Source organism: Coxiella-like endosymbiont, from assembly GCF_030643785.1.
Taxonomy (GTDB): Bacteria; Pseudomonadota; Gammaproteobacteria; order Coxiellales; family Coxiellaceae; genus Coxiella.
Genome location: NZ_CP094378.1, coordinates 587,419 through 606,233, shown reverse-complemented (window position 1 = coordinate 606,233; position 18,815 = coordinate 587,419). Strand labels below are relative to the sequence as shown.

The window sequence follows — 18,815 nt, the reverse complement described above, 5'->3', positions numbered from 1 at the left end:
CTTTAGCTGAAGATATTGTAATGAACAACTCGAAAATACCATTCAAAAAAAACAGAAGATATTGATACGTCTAATATGCCCTCAATAACACAAATCAAGCCTTTATTAGAGGATAACAAACTAGAATCGCTCTAACAATAAGAGCAATAAATATGGAGTCCTTTTAGCGAAAACAGAATCGGACATGCATGAAATTTTGTAGATTCGAAAAGCCACATTCGATAAAGGCACCTGATATCATGAACTTGATAATCAATTTCAGCACGTCCATTTTCTATAAAAAAACTAAAAAAACGGCAGACGCTATTCACTTCCAAGATTACAGAATAGCTCAGCAAGGTAAGAGTTACTATAACGGCAAGTTTTTTTATTTAGAATATTTCCCTTCCGAAATTTTACCCAATGCATTAGAGTTTGGTCTTTATGCATGCATCCTGATCATAGAATGAGCGAAGTATTTTTTCTGGTCTCTGAAGCTTATCAATATTTTATGAAATATTTTAGAAAATACTACCTATTAGTTCCGTTTCTATTTTCGTCAGAAATTACTAAGAAGTAATGACAATTTACAATTTTTTGACAAAATTCATGTATGCCCTTCCTTTACCGTCCGATCTAAATCAGGGGCTCTAGGAAACGACAATAGGCTCTTAATAAGTAAACTGCCTGCTTTCCCAGAAGATACAAAAGCTCACTACGTTTTTATTTAAATCAAGGCGCTCAATTTTGTTCTCCCCAGCATTTTAAACATGAAGTGATCGGTTTCTATGAATTTGTAATTATTTACGATACGCACGATTTAATTACTCTCCATATAAATTAAAAGAGACTTTAAGGAAATTCTTAGAGGTAGAATCGAACTACGATCATTTGATTATAAAAATTCTAGATAGCTTTTCATTTAAAAGCCAATTAAACTACTATTTCTATTTTCGAAGTATTTCAAATCAATTTCACTTTATTGCCACGATAATGATTTGTTGATGGTCAATCAGCATTGAAAATTCCTTTCAATTTTTTAGCAAGATGCGCCGCCAATATTTTATTGGCTTCTTGATTGAGATGAATACCATCGATATCGCTTGACTCTATGTATTGACCTGAATTATATTATAAGTATTTATCGTCATTTCATAATATTTTGTAAGATCTCGACTTTCGGCTATGTTTTCACTAAAAAAATATCCATGAATTTTTTGGACGTTTAAAGACAGGTGGTGTAATTAACAAAATCTTTGGTGCATTACAGTCGGGGCCCTAGCAATGCTTTTCATAATTTCTTTGATGAATTTCCGACAACCCCGTGCTGCTGTCTTAGTATTATCCTGACAATGTGGCTGAAAATCATTGGTCCCTAACATCAAAATAACGAGATCGAGGGGAGCGCCTGGAAATCCAGTATCATCGGTAACGCTGTAACGCCAACACCGTAACGCTGGTAAGGAGTAAACATTTCATCATAAACAGTGGTACGGCCATTCAGTCCTTCTGCAATAATTTGATAACCCTTCCTAAGATTTTTCTGTAGAAGTTCTGTCCAACGTTCATGGTACGAAAAACGCTGTCTTGTTTCTGGATTGAACCCCCAGGTTAGCGAATCACCAAAACATAAATCCGCTTCGTCTTGATTTAAAAAGCTCCTCTTCATTGGATCTAAAGCTATCATTATTTTTAATGGGTACCATTTATTCAAAAAATAACTAATAAAACGGTCGAAGTGAATTTTCTGCTTAATTACACAGGAATTTCACTGAAACTTGGCCTTATAAACGAGAGGCTAAATAAGCTTTTGATTTAAAAGCTGGCGATAGGAATCGAACCTACGACCGGCTGATTACAAATCAGCTGCTCTACCTACTGAGCTACGCCAGCCTATTATCGACTTTCGAATATCCGCGTTTTATCTTCTCTACGCAGTCCCGCTCTTCTCAGGCACTTTTGTGGGACTTAACCATAGAGCCACTTTTAATCAACGTCAAGATGGTAACTATTCGAATTCCATCCAACGAGAGTTAACTCAATCAGCGCTTAATATCTGGAAGGGCTTTTGATGACGGCCTATTCCACCCGTCCATCTTACCCGAATTTCTTATCGCCCCATCACGTCTGACCCTCAACAGACGTCCAGATGTATCCTGTAAGGATATGAAGACATCCCTCCGCACCTCGCCCACACGCTGGTACCAATGGCGCGGACTTCATCGGGTAATAAAAAGCTGGAAATTAACCAAGGCTCATTTTCTCTTATTTCATCTTTTTTACTGATTGAACTCTGTATTTTTCTTCCACCAAATTACGCTTTATCTAGTTTTACTTTCATTAAAAAAACCTAAACTTTTAATCGAACTCACTTTACGCCATTTTTATGCAGCAAGTTGACCATATCGTTTTTCCATTGTGAATTCCTTCGAACAAATCAATTTTGTCTCAGAAATCCCCATTACTGTGAAAAGAACCATCTAATAAGTCTAAATTTTTTTGGAAATTAATAAATTGCAATTTATTATTTCTTTTTTATTTCTTTGGAAGAAGTAATCCATACTATTTTAAAAAGGATAATCTATCTTAATAGATATATTAAAAAAATTTTTTCATCCACGACATGAAAAAATCCACACCATCTGAGGACTAAAGGATCTTTCCATTCTAAAATAATCTATTCGCCATCTTGAAAAAGATTTTCAACAATATAATTAATTTTAGCTTTTACAAATTCTTTTTAAATATTTTATAGATGGATTCTTTACTTTTTACAGGTTTCTAAGTTAATTGGTGATTAACTAAATCTTATGCATAGAAATCTGAAAGTTTTTCAGGATTGGCTCGATTGAACATATTTACTCAGGCTAGTATTAATTCTTTTGGCGTCATAAAATAAAAATATCTAATTTCAACCATTTTTTCAATGAAAATTAAAAAATGTTCGAAGAAAGAAATCTCATCAATCTTCTAAATTGAAAATTTTCTCGATTCCTATCGAATAGGATGAGATCTTTCTAGGAAACAATACTTACGGGTATAATTTGTGAATTTTACCTGTCCCCCAGTTTAGGAGCCGTTATAAACCGGAAGAAAGTCATACGACTCAATTTATAAAAAATTTATAATAATCTGCAAAAAAAATTCCATTATCCATTACGTAAAAGTGCTCCTAAATCAAATAGAATGGCTGGACGGAGGCTATAAATTGGCAATGAGAAAATCAAGGATAGTCCATTCCAATAAAGACTATGTTAACACACTAAAATTTTACGTTGATGAATTTTAATAACCTCATATTTATTTAGAAAATTTGAAAGAAGAAAAAAGATTTATGAGAGCAAAACATTTCATTTAAAGAAAATAAATAAAAAAATAATCTGGATTAGATTTCTAAATTTTGAACCTCAAAATCAATCACAATAACGCAGTCTAATCTATATCATTAAAGGAATTCAAAATTACAGAAATTTAACTTACATTATTTTTGGTATTAAATATTAATCCTTGCAGTTATGAAAACTACTAAAGAAAATTACTAAGAAATCTTTATGATGATGATTATTTAATAAGTTTAGTTAAAAAATTTTTGTGGAACCAGAGTTGGCATGAAATCTAGCAAACCCCAAACGCAAATAGTAAAGCTCTAAAACAAAAACATCCTTAAATGACAACTAAACTTGAACAATCTTAGCGCGTAGGAAATAGGCTTTATCTATAAATATTGGTATATCCTAAATCAAAAAGGTAAAATCAATAAATATAATCCTGTGAATGCAAAAATGGTTATATTGAGGGATAGAAAAAATTACAGCTCTTCATGGATTTTCACCCGAATTGCTCTGTAATTATCAAACAAAATACAAATGGAAGAACCTACAGATATTATTAGTTAATACAGTGAACTACCGTCAAATTAATTTACATCATCGCATTCTTATCTATTTTCCCATCGGACCTAACTTAACATCTAACAAACATTTTGATAAAAAATTCATTCTAAATTACTTCTTTCAAAGAAATATTAAGAATAATAAAAAGTTATGACTTGAATATTGCGACATTAAAGTCTACAAAGTTTATAGATCATTGAATCTTTCAGCTTTATTAAATTTTAAATTAAACGATATTCTTAAAAAACAACGATTATCATCGATAATCTTATCTATAAATTCTTTAGCTTCTTGAGCTAATGCTTCGTTATATTTTAAATCCTTTTTTCAACAGAATTCGATTAAAGAGATTTTTTCCTCTTAAATCAATCTCTCTTGCAATTCATCTGAGTTCTACAGAATGCAAGTTCTTCTCTTTATTTTTGATTAGATCAGTAAAAATCTTAGTAGATAAAGGATAAATTAAATTAGGAAGTATTTTATAACCTTTTTCTATCTCACTTTAATATAATCTTGCTTGATTTGCTCCGTCTGGAACTAAAGCTAATAGGCGAGGGGATTATTCTCCATGATTATGGGTAAGACCCGCATCACGTAAAACAATAGGACTTGAGACAAATGCTAGAAGCGTCCCTGATAAAAACGTGAACGAAAAAGCCAGAAAACACCAAAAAATTTGACTCTGAAACTATGCTTCTATCTGTTTTGAAGGTATATGTAGAAATAAATTCAGAAATAAGGCCTTCAAATATAATAGCTCCATATATAACCTTTTAAAGAAAAGAAGAAGCTCAAATAAGCTCACTCGTGGTCTGATCCCAGTGTAAACTTCCGATAATGCCTACTGTCTCAAACCCGTTTCCCACTCGCAAGTTTTGGACTCTCAATTGATCAACTCGGGATGTAGTGACTTTCTATGCAAGGAAAGCTGCATCATACTCATCTCGCTTAATTGAATCTGACAATATTGCGTAAGCCTCGTTAATCTGGTGCATTTTCATCCCGGTCAATTGCTTCGCGGCATCATTTTCCTCTTTAACATTCTTATCAGGATGATGCTGTTTAGCTAAAGTTAGCTAAAGTAAGATAGCCTTTTTAATTTCGTGACTAGTTGCGCCACACCGAACCTCTAAAATTTCATAATAATTAGGCAGATTTTGTTGCTCAGGTATGTCTGAACTGTAAGGGATGGGAAATTCCAAAATCTACTCTCATATGCTTTTCTTACTCTATAATTGCTTTGTAGAGAGTCAATATAGCATCAAAATTTAAAATTTGATTAAAATCTGAGAGATCCACCAAGTGCATCTCTGTAGGTGCTATGGTGATCGTTCTGTAGGATTAAATCGTTAATATTAATTTAAGCGACACGTGCTAATTTTATACTCTAAAAAAGGACGAAACGATACATTATCATAGATTATTTTGAGACAAATAATATGTCACATTACATACACGCTTCAACCTATCGCTCACGCTCACTCACCGACCCATGGGCTACAATAACGATAAGCTATCCCTTCCGGTGAAACAGCTATTATTTTGGGTTTCTATGCATTCATGCCGTTTTTAAGCACCGATAATTATCGACATTTCATGATGAGATACAATGAGGGTTAATAGAGGATCTCACTATTTTAATCCAGCGTACTGATTACTCAATTTCATCATGAAAATGATACTAGATTGGTGGGAACCTTCGTGGATGTTTCCTGGTTTTCAATGGAAATTAAAAAAAGTGATGCTATATTTATCTGTTATCCGACAAATCTAATGTGCATTTAGAAAATACACCGATCGAATTTGTTGCCGGCTTATCCTCGTAATGGTTTTTTCTAATGCCAACGGACGACGCAGTTAAAAATCTCGTTATTAACAACAGTCCTGATTCTTCCTTGACTAAACATGAATTTTTAGAAGTCGTCGTGGATGTTTTGTATAGCGAATATCACGACGCGAAGCGACTTAATTTTCCAAGTTCTTTATTTAAAGGAGTATGAAGCAAGCCTACGTGCTAGGGGAGAAATTTTTGATAGTTCTTATACGGAAATACGTTTATTTATTATCAATCCAGCGTCCATCTGTACTGAAGCAAGATAAATTCGATCTAGAAGTGGCTGCCGTAGTACTTCGCTACTTGCCTTTTGGGTGCCTTATAGCTACCTGTTCGGAAGTGGTGTATTAATCTAAGCCACCAAAGGTACTCTGTTATCCAGAGTTAATTATTATCAAGCCCACTTTAACCACTTCTTACAGTGATTATGAAAAATATTTTACTTTCGACATATTACCTCGTCCTATCTAGTTTCACATATTAAATAAAATGGAAGAACTGAATGCAGTCAATCAAACTAATTCTTCCATTTTAATGTAGGAACTCGTCAAGCAAAAAGGAGAAGAAAAACGATGAAACTAAATTCTTTCTTTGGAAAGGATATTATCTGTCCCCTTAGTGTAAAAATCAACCTAATCCAAGGTTATCATAATCGTTTTAGTGTCGGAATATCAGAAAAAGAAAAAAGAAGGTATTAAACATCGCAATAAATTGAATAGTGCTAAGCTTATCTTGCTATTCAATACCGTCCCACCTATCGTCCTTGGAATGAAATGTTGTCAATCATCCATAATCCTCAACCTTTAACGAGGGGCTTTGAAACCAGCAAAGCGCTTTCATTCAGAAGGGAACTATTGATTCGTAGAAATTCTAATAAACAAATTTTTATTCATAATTCTTTAGGAATCCTCTATGAAAATGGACTTTTTTACTAGATACTCCGGAAATAGAAATTTAAATAAATATATTAACAGCTTCTTTTTCACAATAAGCCCAGCTCTGAAATATATTCCTTATTATCATAAGAGTTCCTTTTATTGGCTGGCCTACCTTACGAAAAAAGATATTAAAAAAACTTATCGAATGCTCATCAGAGAGAAGATAAACTACAATATCATTGATTTCATCTGCACCTCTCCCATTTTGATGACGCGTATTCAATCGTTTGCAATCACCCCCCTTCCAAAACAAATAGCATTAACCAGCGACTTAAATCGTTTGATGGAAAATTTCAATATCAACAATTATCCGTTACGATTGTACGAAAAATTCGTGAATGATAGTAAAAATAACATTGTTTATCGAGTGCCAAAATGCTTCCAGTTTAACGACTTTAATATCATTGAATTGTTATTTTTACAAGGCTTACCTCATGGTCATTTATCAGATGATCAATTTATTAGCCAGGATGGTTCTAACAAAAATGGATACTGGCAGGTTTCTTTTCCAGAGGATTCTTATACTGCTTTAAGTAGCCTGCTTATCGAATTTCATCGGCGCCCGAATTATTTTATGAAGCGTATATGTCACTTCGTTAAGAAGCGCGGCTCAAGCTATCGATGATTACACAAAAAACCCTCAAGGTTGGCATAATATAGTGAACCATTATTTTTTTTAGATTGAAGGATGCTTGTCACCAGCTTATTAGCCTGCCAAGTCAATAAACGGCCTATGCATTAATCATACTGTTCCTGATCACGTTGAACAACTACCACTTACCCGCGGTGGTACCGTCTATTGATGCATGGAAAGGTGTCAAAGGTGGTTCCTTTGCGATAGCCAGCCAATTAGGACTTCTTCATTAAAACATAATCCAATGACTTATTTCTTTGGCAAAATTGGCTACTCGCTATCGCTAATACCGCCGTGCGCTACGTTTTGGATCGAATTTTGCATACCCATTGACACAAAAAACAAATAAATACCAATAATCAAATACACAATTAAATACACAATTGCTGCCCCGATGAGTTAATCACGATGAGCCAATTAGGCCGCTTTAGCCACTATCTGGAAATAGATTTTGTGGCATCGAAATAGAAAATTCGAATGATTCCCACCAATGAAAACCAACCATGCGATAATGGTAATGACCACTCTCGCCAATTAGCCACCCAGATATTGTGGCTTACCACTAGCAAAATTCCGATTATAGGAGTGAATAAGACCCATCAAAACATAACACTCTGATGTTTAGTCAATCTCTCCTCATCAAACTAATCAAGTGTTTATGCCGTATGAGCATGAATAAAGTCAGTATTATAAAGAGTCCAATCGCTCAACCCAAAAATAACGAAACATCCATGATTATTACTCCTTTTCCATACCCCAATTATAGGTGAAACACTTCTTATTAATGGGAGATTGGGGTATGCAGGAAAGCGACCGCACGATCTAAGCGGCGAAGGACTGAATCTCGTCCTATTAAATACAAGGTAGCGTCGATAGGTGGAGATATTGTATCCCCGGTCATAGCTACACGAATCGGTTGAGCAAGCTGACCCAGCTTTAACTGACAAGCCTCAGCAACCTCAATTATCATTTGATGAATAAGCTCTTTCTCCCAACTCTGGAGTTGGGCTAACCGATCTCGAACTAATTGTAAAGGTTTAGTAATTTCCGGCCGCAAATTGTTTACGACCGCTTTTGGTTCATATTCGATAACATCTTCAAAAAAATATCGGCTGCGTTCCGCCATCTCTTTTAAGGTCTTGGTACGTTCAGCCTGGATACTGATAACTTGCTCTAACGAGGGTCCCTTCCGATAGTCAATCCCTAGCTTAATTAATTGTGTGGCCAATGCTTCCGTCATTAAAATCGGACTTTGAGTTTTCAAATAATGTTGGTTAAGCCATAGTAATTTTTCTGGATTAAAGGCGGCAGGAGAGCGGCTTACGGCATTAATATCAAATAAATTGATCATTTCGTCACGTGAAAATATTTCCTGATCACCATGTGCCCATCCTAATCGCACCAAATAATTAATCAATGAGTCGGGCAAATAACCCTCATCCCGATACTGCAAGACACTTACAGCCCCATGTCGTTTTGACAAGCGTTTACCATCGGATCCTAAAATCATAGGAACATAAGCATACCGAGGCAAATCAGCCCCCAACGCTTTCAGAATATTGATTTGTCGGGGAGTATTATTAATATGATCATCACCGCGAATAACGTTGGTAATTTTCATATCCCAATCATCCACGACTACAGTAAAATTATAAGTTGGTGTACCATCCGTACGGGCAATAATAAGGTCGTCTAGCTCACTATTCGCAATAGAAATTGTTCCGCGAATCATGTCATCAAAAACTACTAAACCTTCGGTGGGATTACGAAAACGAATCACAAACAGATCGCCTGTATGACGATGACGGGGCTGCTTGTCACGGCAAAATCCATCGTAGCGTGGCTTTTGTTTATTTTTTAACTGTGTATTGCGCAATTTAATAAGTCGTTCTTTGGAGCAGTAGCACGGATACGCTTGTTCTTTTTCCCTCAAGTATTGAATGGCTTCTCGGTATCGCTCTATCCGTTGAGATTGGAAATATGGCCCTTCTTCCCAATCAATTTGTAGCCATCGCAAGCCATCCAAAATTGCATCCACAGAAGCTTGCGTGGACCGATCAACGTCGGTATCTTCAATACGTAAAATGAAGATCCCCTGATGTTGCTTTGCAAATAACCAACTAAACAGGGCTGTTCTCGCACCCCCGATGTGAAGATAGCCGGTAGGACTGGGTGCAAAACGCGTACGTATAATTTGATCTGAATTTTTCATGGGCATAGAATACACGACAGCGTCTTTCCCTGCTAGCAAAGGACCTCTGTTTTGGACTAATAGTATGTGATGATTTCGCACGTTAAGAGTTGGAATCAATGGTGGATAATTCTATTAATTAAAGAACTGCTTAAATGCCGTAATCGGCAACAATTTTCATACCGTCAAACGCTTGTTAAAAAAATGGAGCTGGCCCAAATTATTTTGAAGACGAACCTCAGATTCGGTCTTTGTATTTTGCTGCGCTCTACAATTTCTCCGATGTTATCCCCTTACTGATCATGGTAGAAGCCGATTTAGTGACCACTACCAAATACGACGACACGCCTTTAATGATTGGCCAAACAGCACGATCACACGGAGGTTATCAACATACTGCGCAATTTTTTGGGGTAACGGATATAAGACCCACAAGACCGAGCAATAAAACTTCTAAATCCAAGCATAGAGATTGAAGAAAACTATCCCTAAATTTATTCTAAATCTGAAGAAGCTCAAAGGCTCAAAAGTCCCTCTCTTCCTGTTCACCCGGGTGCAAGCCAGCGTTACCCTAATAAATGCTATTCATTGCATTTTGGTAAATGATATCCACGGTTCAACACAAATAAAAGGCCGTTCAGCCGCCGTATAAAGTTGGATATACGGTAAAAGATCGGGCTCACCTCAAGATGCCTTCAGCGGTCATATGATGATCAGCGGTCATATGATGAATTTGATAACCTTGGGGATAACAAGAGCAGTTATTTCTTTATTGTCACCTATGTTCATTAATCACAGGATTCGTCATACTGACTGGCAAAGAAAAAACCCATGTTTCTCCTACAAGATCGTTAAATCATCATTATAAATCAATCGTTGCTGTCAGGAGAGTTAAAAAATAAGGATGAAAGCCCTCGCGTATAATTATAATAAGGCATAGAATAATCACCTAAATTCCGACAGGTTTGGTAACGCAAAAGTTTCCTTCCTGAACCTGGTAACGTAATTTAATCTCAAAAGAAAAAGGATAGCTTTCACGCGTGATAGCAGTACCTTTCAATACTAAAATAACATAATCCTCACCTTCTTCCTTAATCTCCCAGGGAAGATACCAAGAAAACCATCAATTTTTAGTTGATAAAGCGTACCATCAAATAAATAGACACCTTCTTTCCACTGCCGTTTAAGACGGGCACAAACCGGAAAACAAAAAGGCCAGCCTCCTGGGTAAATCTCCAATTCCATCCTTCCAAAAAAAATCGTGTAAATAAAGAAGCTCTCAGGACTCCTGATTAATCGTCATTCGAATCGAACAAGCTGCGCCCTCGCTTAGGAACAAAAGTGGCTTGAATAGAGCCTTGCGGTGAAATTATTGTAACTGTTTCAAAATTTTTAAATAATCGATGTAGCCATATTCAGCCTAAATTTTTCTTAAATATACTCTTTGAACCGAGTGATCGGACGACTTTTCTAAAATTAATTGAGCACGATTTTTAAAAGGTAATATATTTTTAATCAAATTTACTTCATTAATTTCGCGCCATATTTTTTTAGCAAATTGAACAACTTCTGATTCGGAAAGAGAAGTTAAATAATGAAAGTAGGCGTAGGGCGTCCTGAAAGATCCGCGCCAAAAACTCAAAACCCGATCAACATACCATTTTTTAATAATTTCAAATTCAGCATCCACAAATAAGGAAAAATCAAAAAAATCAGAAACAAATAATTTAGAAAAATGGTCAGTCTTTTTTGTAAAAGTCTGTAAAATATTCAGCCCCTCTAGAATAACAATATCAGGTTGATCAATAATTTCATATTCATTAGGAATGACGTCGTAATAATGGTGAGAATAAATAGGAATTGGTACTTTGCGTTTTCCTGATTTAATTGAGTTGAGAACTCGCAATAAATGGGGTATATCGTAGCTTTCCGGAAATCCTTTTCGTCCTATAAGCCCTTTGTGTTCTAATTGGGCGTTGGAATATAAAAAACCGTCCGTTGTAATAATCTCTACGTTAGGATGATCCAGCCAACGCGATAATAAGGCTTTTAATACCCGAGAGGTCGTACTTTTGCCCACAGCCACACTTCCAGCAACTCCGATAATGTAAGGGACTCTAGGTTCCGGCTTACCTAAAAATTGGCCCGTCGCGCGGTATACTGCCCGTCTTGCAGTAACGTAGAAACTCAATAATCGGGAAAGAGGCAAATAAATTTCTTCAATTTCTTTCAACGAAACGATCTCTGTCTGACCATGCAGTTTGTCAAGATCATCTTCGGTCAAGGTAAGTGGTGTATCTCGGCGAAAATTGCACCATTCTTCGCGCGTAAATTGTAAATAAAGAGTTAATTCCGATTGCTTAAAATTACTATTCATCGTGTTCTATATTTATCATTCAATTTCGCGGCAAGCGATCGACTTAGAGGTTAATTGTAAGTGGGTTCTATTATCGCAGTTCCTTATTCTTCGTTATTTTTTTAGAGATTCCTGTATAATCGAGCTAATGAAGAACTATCTGATTATCATAAGTTTTTTTGTTGCAGTCTTTCAAGCTTTGCTTGGGCAATACTTCCTCCACCTCTTGTTAACACCCTCGAAGTTCGAATTTTAGGTTTGCCCTTCATCCCCTTAGAGAATGTTTTTAAACGATTGACTGAAAAACAAGCAGCGATTAAAGACCAGTTTACGACTGCCACCATTATGAAATTTTACCAAGATATTCCTAAAGAGATCGAAGAAGGTATTAAACCCTACGGCTATTTTAAGCCGTACATCCGCTCTTATATTCAACGTCGCCATTCTTCGTTATGGTATAGCGACTTTATTGTAAATCCTGGCCCACGAATGTATTTTACTCATGTAGAAGTGCAGATTATAGGACCTGGTAGTTCGGATAAAGCTTTTCAACGACTCTATGAAAATTTTCCAATAAAAGCGATGGATTTTTTCGATTCCGAAAAATATGAGCAAGCGAAAAATGATTTTTTTAATGTAGCTGCTGCTCGAGGATTTTTTAAAGCAAAAATGATAAAAAGTCAAATCCAAATCAATTTAAATACTTATCGCGCTACGTTAACTACTATTTTTGACACGGGCCCCCGATTCCGCTTTGGAGTGACTCATTTTTCCTGTACTCCTTTCAACGAAGCTTTCATACATGGCTTTTTGCAATATCGCGAAGATCATTATTTTAGCCAAGAAAAAGTCAAACAGACTCGAGAAGGTCTCGCTAATAGCAATTACTTTTCCACAGTAGTAGTCACTCCAGAACCTGAAAAGGCGAAAGGCTTATATGTTCCTGTCACAATTTATCTCCATACCGAATCTAAAAAGCAATATAACTTTGGACTGGGGTATGGAACCGACACAGGGGTACGTGCCCTAATCCGAACTAATTTCCGTTGGATTAATCCTTATGGGCATCGGTTTAATGCTTATTTTCGTGCCTCTTCCGTTAATAGTGCCTTAATAGCTAACTATTATATTCCTGGAGGAAACCCAGTCAAGGGTCAATATGTATTAACGGCTACTTTTTTAAATCAAGACCAAGATACCGGAAAAGGTCGCAGTGGACGGCTCACCGCAAGCTATCAAACCGATCTTAATGGATGGCAACAAACAATTAGTTTAACAGCTTTACAAGAACGTTATAATTTAACAGGTCTGCCGCAAACTAATGCGAGAGTTTTGTATCCTTCAATTTTGTGGCAACGCATTCATGCCGATAATTTGCTTAATCCGAAAAAAGGGTACAGTATAATGGCTACAATTAGCGATGCTGCTAAAGGTTTTTTTTCAAAGACTGGTTTTTTGCAAAGTCAAATTGATGGCCGTTTTCTCTTTACAGCGTGGGATCAAACTCGCTTTATTATTCGAAGTTCACTAGGTTATACCGCCATAAAAAATATCCTTAATTTGCCGCTTTCGTTTCAATTTTTCGCAGGCGGAGCTCAAAGCTTACGGGGATATAGTTACAATTCAATTGGCCCTGGACGAGGTTTGGTTGTGGGTAGTTTTGAAATTCAACAAAAAATTTTGAAAAACCTTTATCTTACAGCTTTTATTGATGCGGGAAATGTAAGCGATCAGATTTCTAAAAATAAATTGAAAGTTGGCGTTGGTCCAGGTTTAGTAATGTTAACTCCTATTGGCATGTTCGAACTCACCATTGCCAACGCAATCATTGAACCTAAAAAGCCCTGGGTAATGCAATTTTCCATGGGGTCACCGTTATGATAACGAAATGGATAACTGGAGTTATTATCGGGCTTACTATTTTAATTTTAGCTCTTACTTTAATGTTCACAACACCTATTGGTCTACGGGTAGGATTAAAAATTATAAAAAAAATAATACCGGGTGAATTTACGTATTCAACAGTCTCGGGTTTTGTCCGTGGGCCTTTAAATTTCACCAATTTTAATTATCGACACAACGGACTTAACATTACGATTGATAAATTAGAAATCGACTGGCAACCCCTTTATTTTTTAAGAGATCAAGTGTCTATCTCTCATTTAGCGGCGAAAAATACTAAAATTATCTTATCTCATCAACTAGATGGTGAAAAAATACGTAACCCGTTAAAAGAACGACTTCCAATTGCTTTACATATTGAAAGCGGATCTTTTTCCAATTTGATTATTCAGAGGAATGTAAAACCTTATCCGATACATATCAAAAACCTTTTGCTCCATAACGTGGCTCTCAACAATTCATTAATTGCCACGATGGACGGTCAAATGATTCAACCTTTTCCGGTAAATATTCACCTAATTTCTTCTGGCACCTGCTATAATTATAGTATTACGCTCCGAGCAAAAAATCGTAATATTGATTGGCTCATTACGAGCAAAGGCACTCAAGAATGGATCGAAGCTCAAACACACGAAGCGCATACATTACATGGGTGGCTCAATGCTTTCGTGAAAATTCAATTTGAGCCTACTTTCCGCTGGCAAATAGAGGTTGATATTGCTCATTTAAATCTCCAGCGAATCTTTAATAAATGGCCTCATCAATTAACCCTTCAACTTAGAACAGAAGGGTATTATGAAAATAAAACGGATCTTATACCCAATTTTACTGTGACAGGAAGATTGCAATCTCAAAAAGCTTACATATATATTACCGGACAACACCAACAGCGATGGAATTTGAATTGGATTACAAATGTGAAGGATTTTTCGAATTTATTTGCCACAGCTCGTGGAACTTTACAAGGCCATGGCACAATCACTGGCCCTTCTAAATCACCTATCATTATGGTCGATATGATCGGTCATAATATTGCCTTTCCGAATATTAAAATCAATAAACTGGAAAGCCATTGGCACATCGATCCTCTTTTTAATCAAGCCTTCGCTCTCCAACTCCACGCACAACAAATTCAAACTCCTACTCTACAACTATCGCAATTGGAAGTTAATGCTAGGGGACAACCACACGCGCACCATGTCAAGGCAGACATGTTGATTGACGATAGATCTTCTGGAAAATTTATTATTACTCTAGCAGGAGCGGGCAATATACAAAATAAGGTTTGGAGTAGGAATTTTCATCGATTTAACATTCAGTCACAAAAATTCGGCGATTGGAACGCCGATCAGCCCGTAAAAATCACCATTAGTGAAAACCAAACTATCCTCGCTCCAATTTGTTTGCACTCCGGACAAAATCATATGTGTTTTCAAGGTCAATGGCGCATAAAACCTGTTTCTTTTATTCGGGGAAAATTAACTATAAACTTTAATGATCTGGGTCTTATTAGCGCTATTCTCCCCGACACTATTCAACCTCATGGGCAATTAATCGCTAACCTAGATATTAGCGGGTCATCTACACAACCAGCTATCCATGGTACGGTAGAATTGCGGCAGGGAAGTATCGATTTTCCAGGATTGAGAGTGAGTCTTACTCAGGCTCAAGCTTCTATAGAAGCAACCCGGTCAACCATTCATTACCATTTAGAAGGTTACTCCCAAAATCAGCCAGTTCAAATCGTGGGTCAAACACAATTAAATATACCAGGTTACCCAACAACGTTTAGTTTTCGGGATGAAAATGTTTTAATTGTAAATACTCATCAATATATAATTTATGGTTCGCCTGATTTAAGAATCGATATTGCGGGACGAAATGTCGACATAACTGGTACGCTCATCATTCCTCGCGCTATTCTTAAACCCACTACATTTAGTCGTTCCGCCATTTTAACGGGTGATGCGGTTTTTGTGGGCCCTGAAGCTGAAAAGGAATCCTTCTGGGGAATCAATATGGATATCCAAGTTATGTTGGGTGATCAAGTTGTTATTGATTCCCTAGGGGCAAAAGGTCGGTTGGAGGGTAAATTTACGCTCTTGAAAACAGCGTCTCAACCCCTAATTGCCAATGGTCGAATTACTATTATCGACGGAACGTTCACTACCCATGGGCGGACCTTGGATATCACCACCCCCTCTTCTATTAGTTTTATTCAGAGCCCAATCACTAATCCTATTTTAGGCATTCGCGCCGTACGCATATTAAGAACCTCGTTCATCGTTGCCAAGCCGGGGCCAAGCGTTGGGCTCGAGGGAGTGGTTACCATAGGTCTTAACATTGAGGGGACTTTACATCATCCGGAAGTCAGTTTATATGCTTCAGATCCTGATCTTACCCAAGCAGATATTTTATCTTATTTAATTTTCGGGCACTCCGCGAATACCAATACGCCCAATAATGTGAATTTTTTAGTAGATGCTATTAATACATTAAATATCGGTGGCGGAAAAACTTCAGTAGGCGGAATTGTTGATCAAATTACTCAAGGCTTGGGGATAACAGAATTAGGCATCGAACCCCAAACTAGGACAACTGTGCTGGAGACTCCAACCACGAGCCCTACTCAAAGCGCCTTTGTAGTGGGGCGATATTTATTGCCACGTCTTTATGTTCGATACAGTCGTGGAATAACCACACCAATCAATATCGTACAGCTTCGCTATCTCATCAGTGAAAATTGGGCCATCCAAACAGAAGCGAGCTCTTTAGGCAACGGCGTAGATATCCTATATAGCATCGAACGAAATTAGACTTTAGACTAGTGCCTTGTCATTTTTTAATATTCGAGGGATTTAGAAATTTATTTTTCTCAACATCCGTAGACGGACTGCGTACGAGATGATGGAACGGATTTTATAAGCACGCTCCGGGGGCCCCGCCTAAAAATAAATATTGATGTGAGCGCTGGGCTTAATTTGGATTCGGTATTGCTCCTCTTTTATTGAAGAATTGGCTAGCTTATGAAAAAGATCTGAATTTAAAGATCTGAATTCCTCGCGTTTTGAATTTTTGTTTGGGTTGAATCAGTAAATTGTACGTCTCCCCCAGAGAGAGAGAAAGATTTCGATGTGTAGAACGAAAGTTCTCTATACTCTATAATTGTCTGAATTTCCTCCAACAGACCCTGAGCCGTCTCGAAACTAACATTAATTCTATTTTGGATTTTCGAGTAATTTATCGAGCTTATCCCCTAGACTGTCTACTCGTTCTAATAGAAAAAATATTTGAAAAAATATTTATCGACAGTTATACCCCCCGAATCAATTTGTTCTTTTATCTTCTTCCACATCATGGCAAACAATTTAATTACTGAAGAAAAAGAATTTTTTCTAAAAATAAATTGCTGTAGTTAAATCTTTAAATAAATTGCTGTAACTTGCCTATCATGAAGGTAATACTGATGCCAAACCTTGGTGAAAGCATAACAAATTAAGCACCGATAATGTGATAAGACAGTTTCCCTTCCTTCTTTTTCTTCATTTCAATACTGTTTTATCATTTTTATTTTGTTCTAGTTCCGAAAGCACTGACTCTAAAGCCACAGTATAGGTCTTAGGCCGATCGCTGAGAGACTCTTGAGCTGTTCTCTGATGGTGTAACGTTGCAATTCATTAAATACGAGTAGAAATTTTGCAAGAAGAGGAGAAACATAGACCGGTGAATGAGTCGTATCTCCAGGTATTGCGGTTTCCTCCCCTCCCTCTCTCGCGCTGCTTCTTGTTTTTCTTCTTCTCCTTCTTTCTTTTAGGTTTCAGAGCAGAGTGTGCAGCATTTTGATGCTTAACCGGTTTTACTGAGTCCAAAAATTGCTCAAGCTTTTGTTTTACTATCTCTTCGCAATTTAAACAATCTTCGATATAATTTAAAAAGCTGCTTAGGTTTTTCTTTTGAGAACGCAATCGTTGTATAATAATGCCGGATGTATGGCTTTCTCTGCCTTTCTCAGATGAGGAATATTTTTATATTTTCTCCATTATTTGTGTAGTAATGGTCGCTAAAAATTGCTCTGTTTTTAATTATGAACCTTATAGAATGTTATTTTATCTTCTTGCGATGTGGGGGAGAGACGTATTTTCGCTAAACCGAAATTGAGCCTGACAGTCTGCAATCTCTTCATCGAAGAGATCTGCCTAAGTTGCATAATTGTCTAATTCTGTTCTGTTCTTTTCTTTTCCTTAAGGAGAGAAATAATTTTATTATTGTCTTTAGAAAACTGATCAGTAATCCTAGAGTAGTCCAACCTGGTAAGAATTAATCTCCTCTTGAGGAAATTCAGAAATTTTTCTTAATCTACTTTCGCATGTTTTTAATAATTTGCTCGCAGTTTCGAAATCAGGCTGGAGAGAGGCAAGGTGGAACGATGGGGTGGTGATATATATTGTACTGTGAAGTTAGTTTCCCATAAAGTCAAAAAAATTATAATAAAGGGAGAGCTCCTCATTTGTAGCTGAAAATGTGTCGTGATTCTTAGCATTCGAAGGAAATATTTTAGCGAATTCGCTCACAAGGAAAATCACTTTATTTGAATTATCCCAGAATCAGAAATCTTCTACCAGTTACCCTAAGTATTTAATTAAACAGTTAGATTCATTATAGATTTTTTTAATAAAGTGAATGATTTCATTTGGATCCTCGGTTATTTGAACGTTACCCCTAAAGATCTAGATAATTCTGTGGTTGAGATTATATCTTTATATTTTTCTTTAAACTTAAAATATTCATATACAGTCGTCCTAGAAACAGCAAGTAGTGTGTAAGAAAATAAGCTACAAGTTTGATATTTTTTAATGGGATCAAAATTCGCTATCTTGAGCAATATCTTTCATAATTTCGAAATAGATGGCTTCAATGCACTTAACACACAATGTTCTCGTCTTTCGATTCGCCAAAAAAACAAAGAAATCATGACGAAGATCAGATTATGAAAATACTTATCAATGTAAGTAATTTATAAATGTAAGTCCGTAAAGGGCTTTACGATTTCAGACTCTTTTTTCTTTTTATATTTACTCTTTCCGGAAG

9 protein-coding genes, 1 tRNA gene and 1 pseudogene are annotated in these 18,815 nt (G+C 36.4%); 5 read left to right on the top strand and 6 right to left on the bottom strand.

Going from position 1 to position 18,815, the window contains the following annotated elements; translation table 11 throughout:
• Window positions 1-1,360: 1,360 nt before the first annotated feature.
• The 3 genes and pseudogenes from MRH55_RS03070 to MRH55_RS07665 all read right to left on the bottom strand — a co-directional run.
• Window positions 1,361-1,648 (bottom strand): SGNH/GDSL hydrolase family protein, encoded by a 288-nt coding sequence (locus MRH55_RS03070; RefSeq protein WP_304985968.1) that lies wholly within the window; start codon window positions 1,646-1,648, stop codon window positions 1,361-1,363.
• 151 nt (window positions 1,649-1,799) lie between these two features.
• Window positions 1,800-1,872, bottom strand: a tRNA-Thr gene (locus MRH55_RS03065).
• Between the two features lie 2,914 nt (window positions 1,873-4,786).
• A pseudogene (locus tag MRH55_RS07665) lies at window positions 4,787-4,888 on the bottom strand (hypothetical protein); the annotation flags it as partial.
• 822 nt (window positions 4,889-5,710) lie between these two features.
• On the opposite strand from MRH55_RS07665, the gene MRH55_RS03060 reads away from it, so the two are divergent.
• Together MRH55_RS03060 and MRH55_RS03055 are read left to right on the top strand one after the other, a co-directional pair.
• On the top strand, window positions 5,711-5,872 hold the full coding sequence (locus MRH55_RS03060; protein ID WP_304985967.1) for a hypothetical protein: 162 nt from the start codon (window positions 5,711-5,713) through the stop codon (window positions 5,870-5,872).
• A gap of 977 nt (window positions 5,873-6,849) precedes the next feature.
• Window positions 6,850-7,269: a hypothetical protein gene (locus MRH55_RS03055; RefSeq protein ID WP_304985966.1), complete on the top strand. Its 420-nt coding sequence runs from the start codon at window positions 6,850-6,852 to the stop codon at window positions 7,267-7,269.
• A 790-nt stretch (window positions 7,270-8,059) separates the two neighbouring features.
• Here MRH55_RS03055 and gltX read toward each other — a convergent pair.
• A complete protein-coding gene (gltX, locus tag MRH55_RS03050; RefSeq protein WP_304986103.1) occupies window positions 8,060-9,490 on the bottom strand; it encodes a glutamate--tRNA ligase in 1,431 nt (476 codons plus the stop codon).
• 230 nt (window positions 9,491-9,720) lie between these two features.
• On the opposite strand from gltX, the gene MRH55_RS03045 reads away from it, so the two are divergent.
• Entirely contained in the window at window positions 9,721-9,945 is a 225-nt protein-coding gene (locus MRH55_RS03045) for a hypothetical protein (protein ID WP_304985965.1), read from the top strand.
• 586 nt (window positions 9,946-10,531) lie between these two features.
• Here MRH55_RS03045 and MRH55_RS03040 read toward each other — a convergent pair.
• Entirely contained in the window at window positions 10,532-10,714 is a 183-nt protein-coding gene (locus tag MRH55_RS03040; protein ID WP_304985964.1) for a hypothetical protein, read from the bottom strand.
• A gap of 175 nt (window positions 10,715-10,889) precedes the next feature.
• Complete coding sequence (coaA, locus tag MRH55_RS03035; RefSeq protein ID WP_304985963.1) at window positions 10,890-11,846, bottom strand: type I pantothenate kinase; 957 nt, start codon at window positions 11,844-11,846, stop codon at window positions 10,890-10,892.
• 237 nt (window positions 11,847-12,083) lie between these two features.
• On the opposite strand from coaA, the gene MRH55_RS03030 reads away from it, so the two are divergent.
• Together MRH55_RS03030 and MRH55_RS03025 are read left to right on the top strand one after the other, a co-directional pair.
• Window positions 12,084-13,706, top strand: a complete 1,623-nt coding sequence (locus tag MRH55_RS03030) for an autotransporter assembly complex protein TamA (protein WP_304985962.1) — start codon at window positions 12,084-12,086, stop codon at window positions 13,704-13,706.
• Window positions 13,703-16,543 carry a translocation/assembly module TamB domain-containing protein gene (locus MRH55_RS03025; RefSeq protein ID WP_304985961.1) on the top strand — a complete coding sequence of 947 codons (2,841 nt, stop codon included), beginning with the start codon at window positions 13,703-13,705 and terminating at the stop codon, window positions 16,541-16,543. The genes MRH55_RS03030 and MRH55_RS03025 overlap by 4 nt, the downstream gene beginning before the upstream one ends.
• The last annotated feature ends 2,272 nt before the right edge of the window (window positions 16,544-18,815 follow it).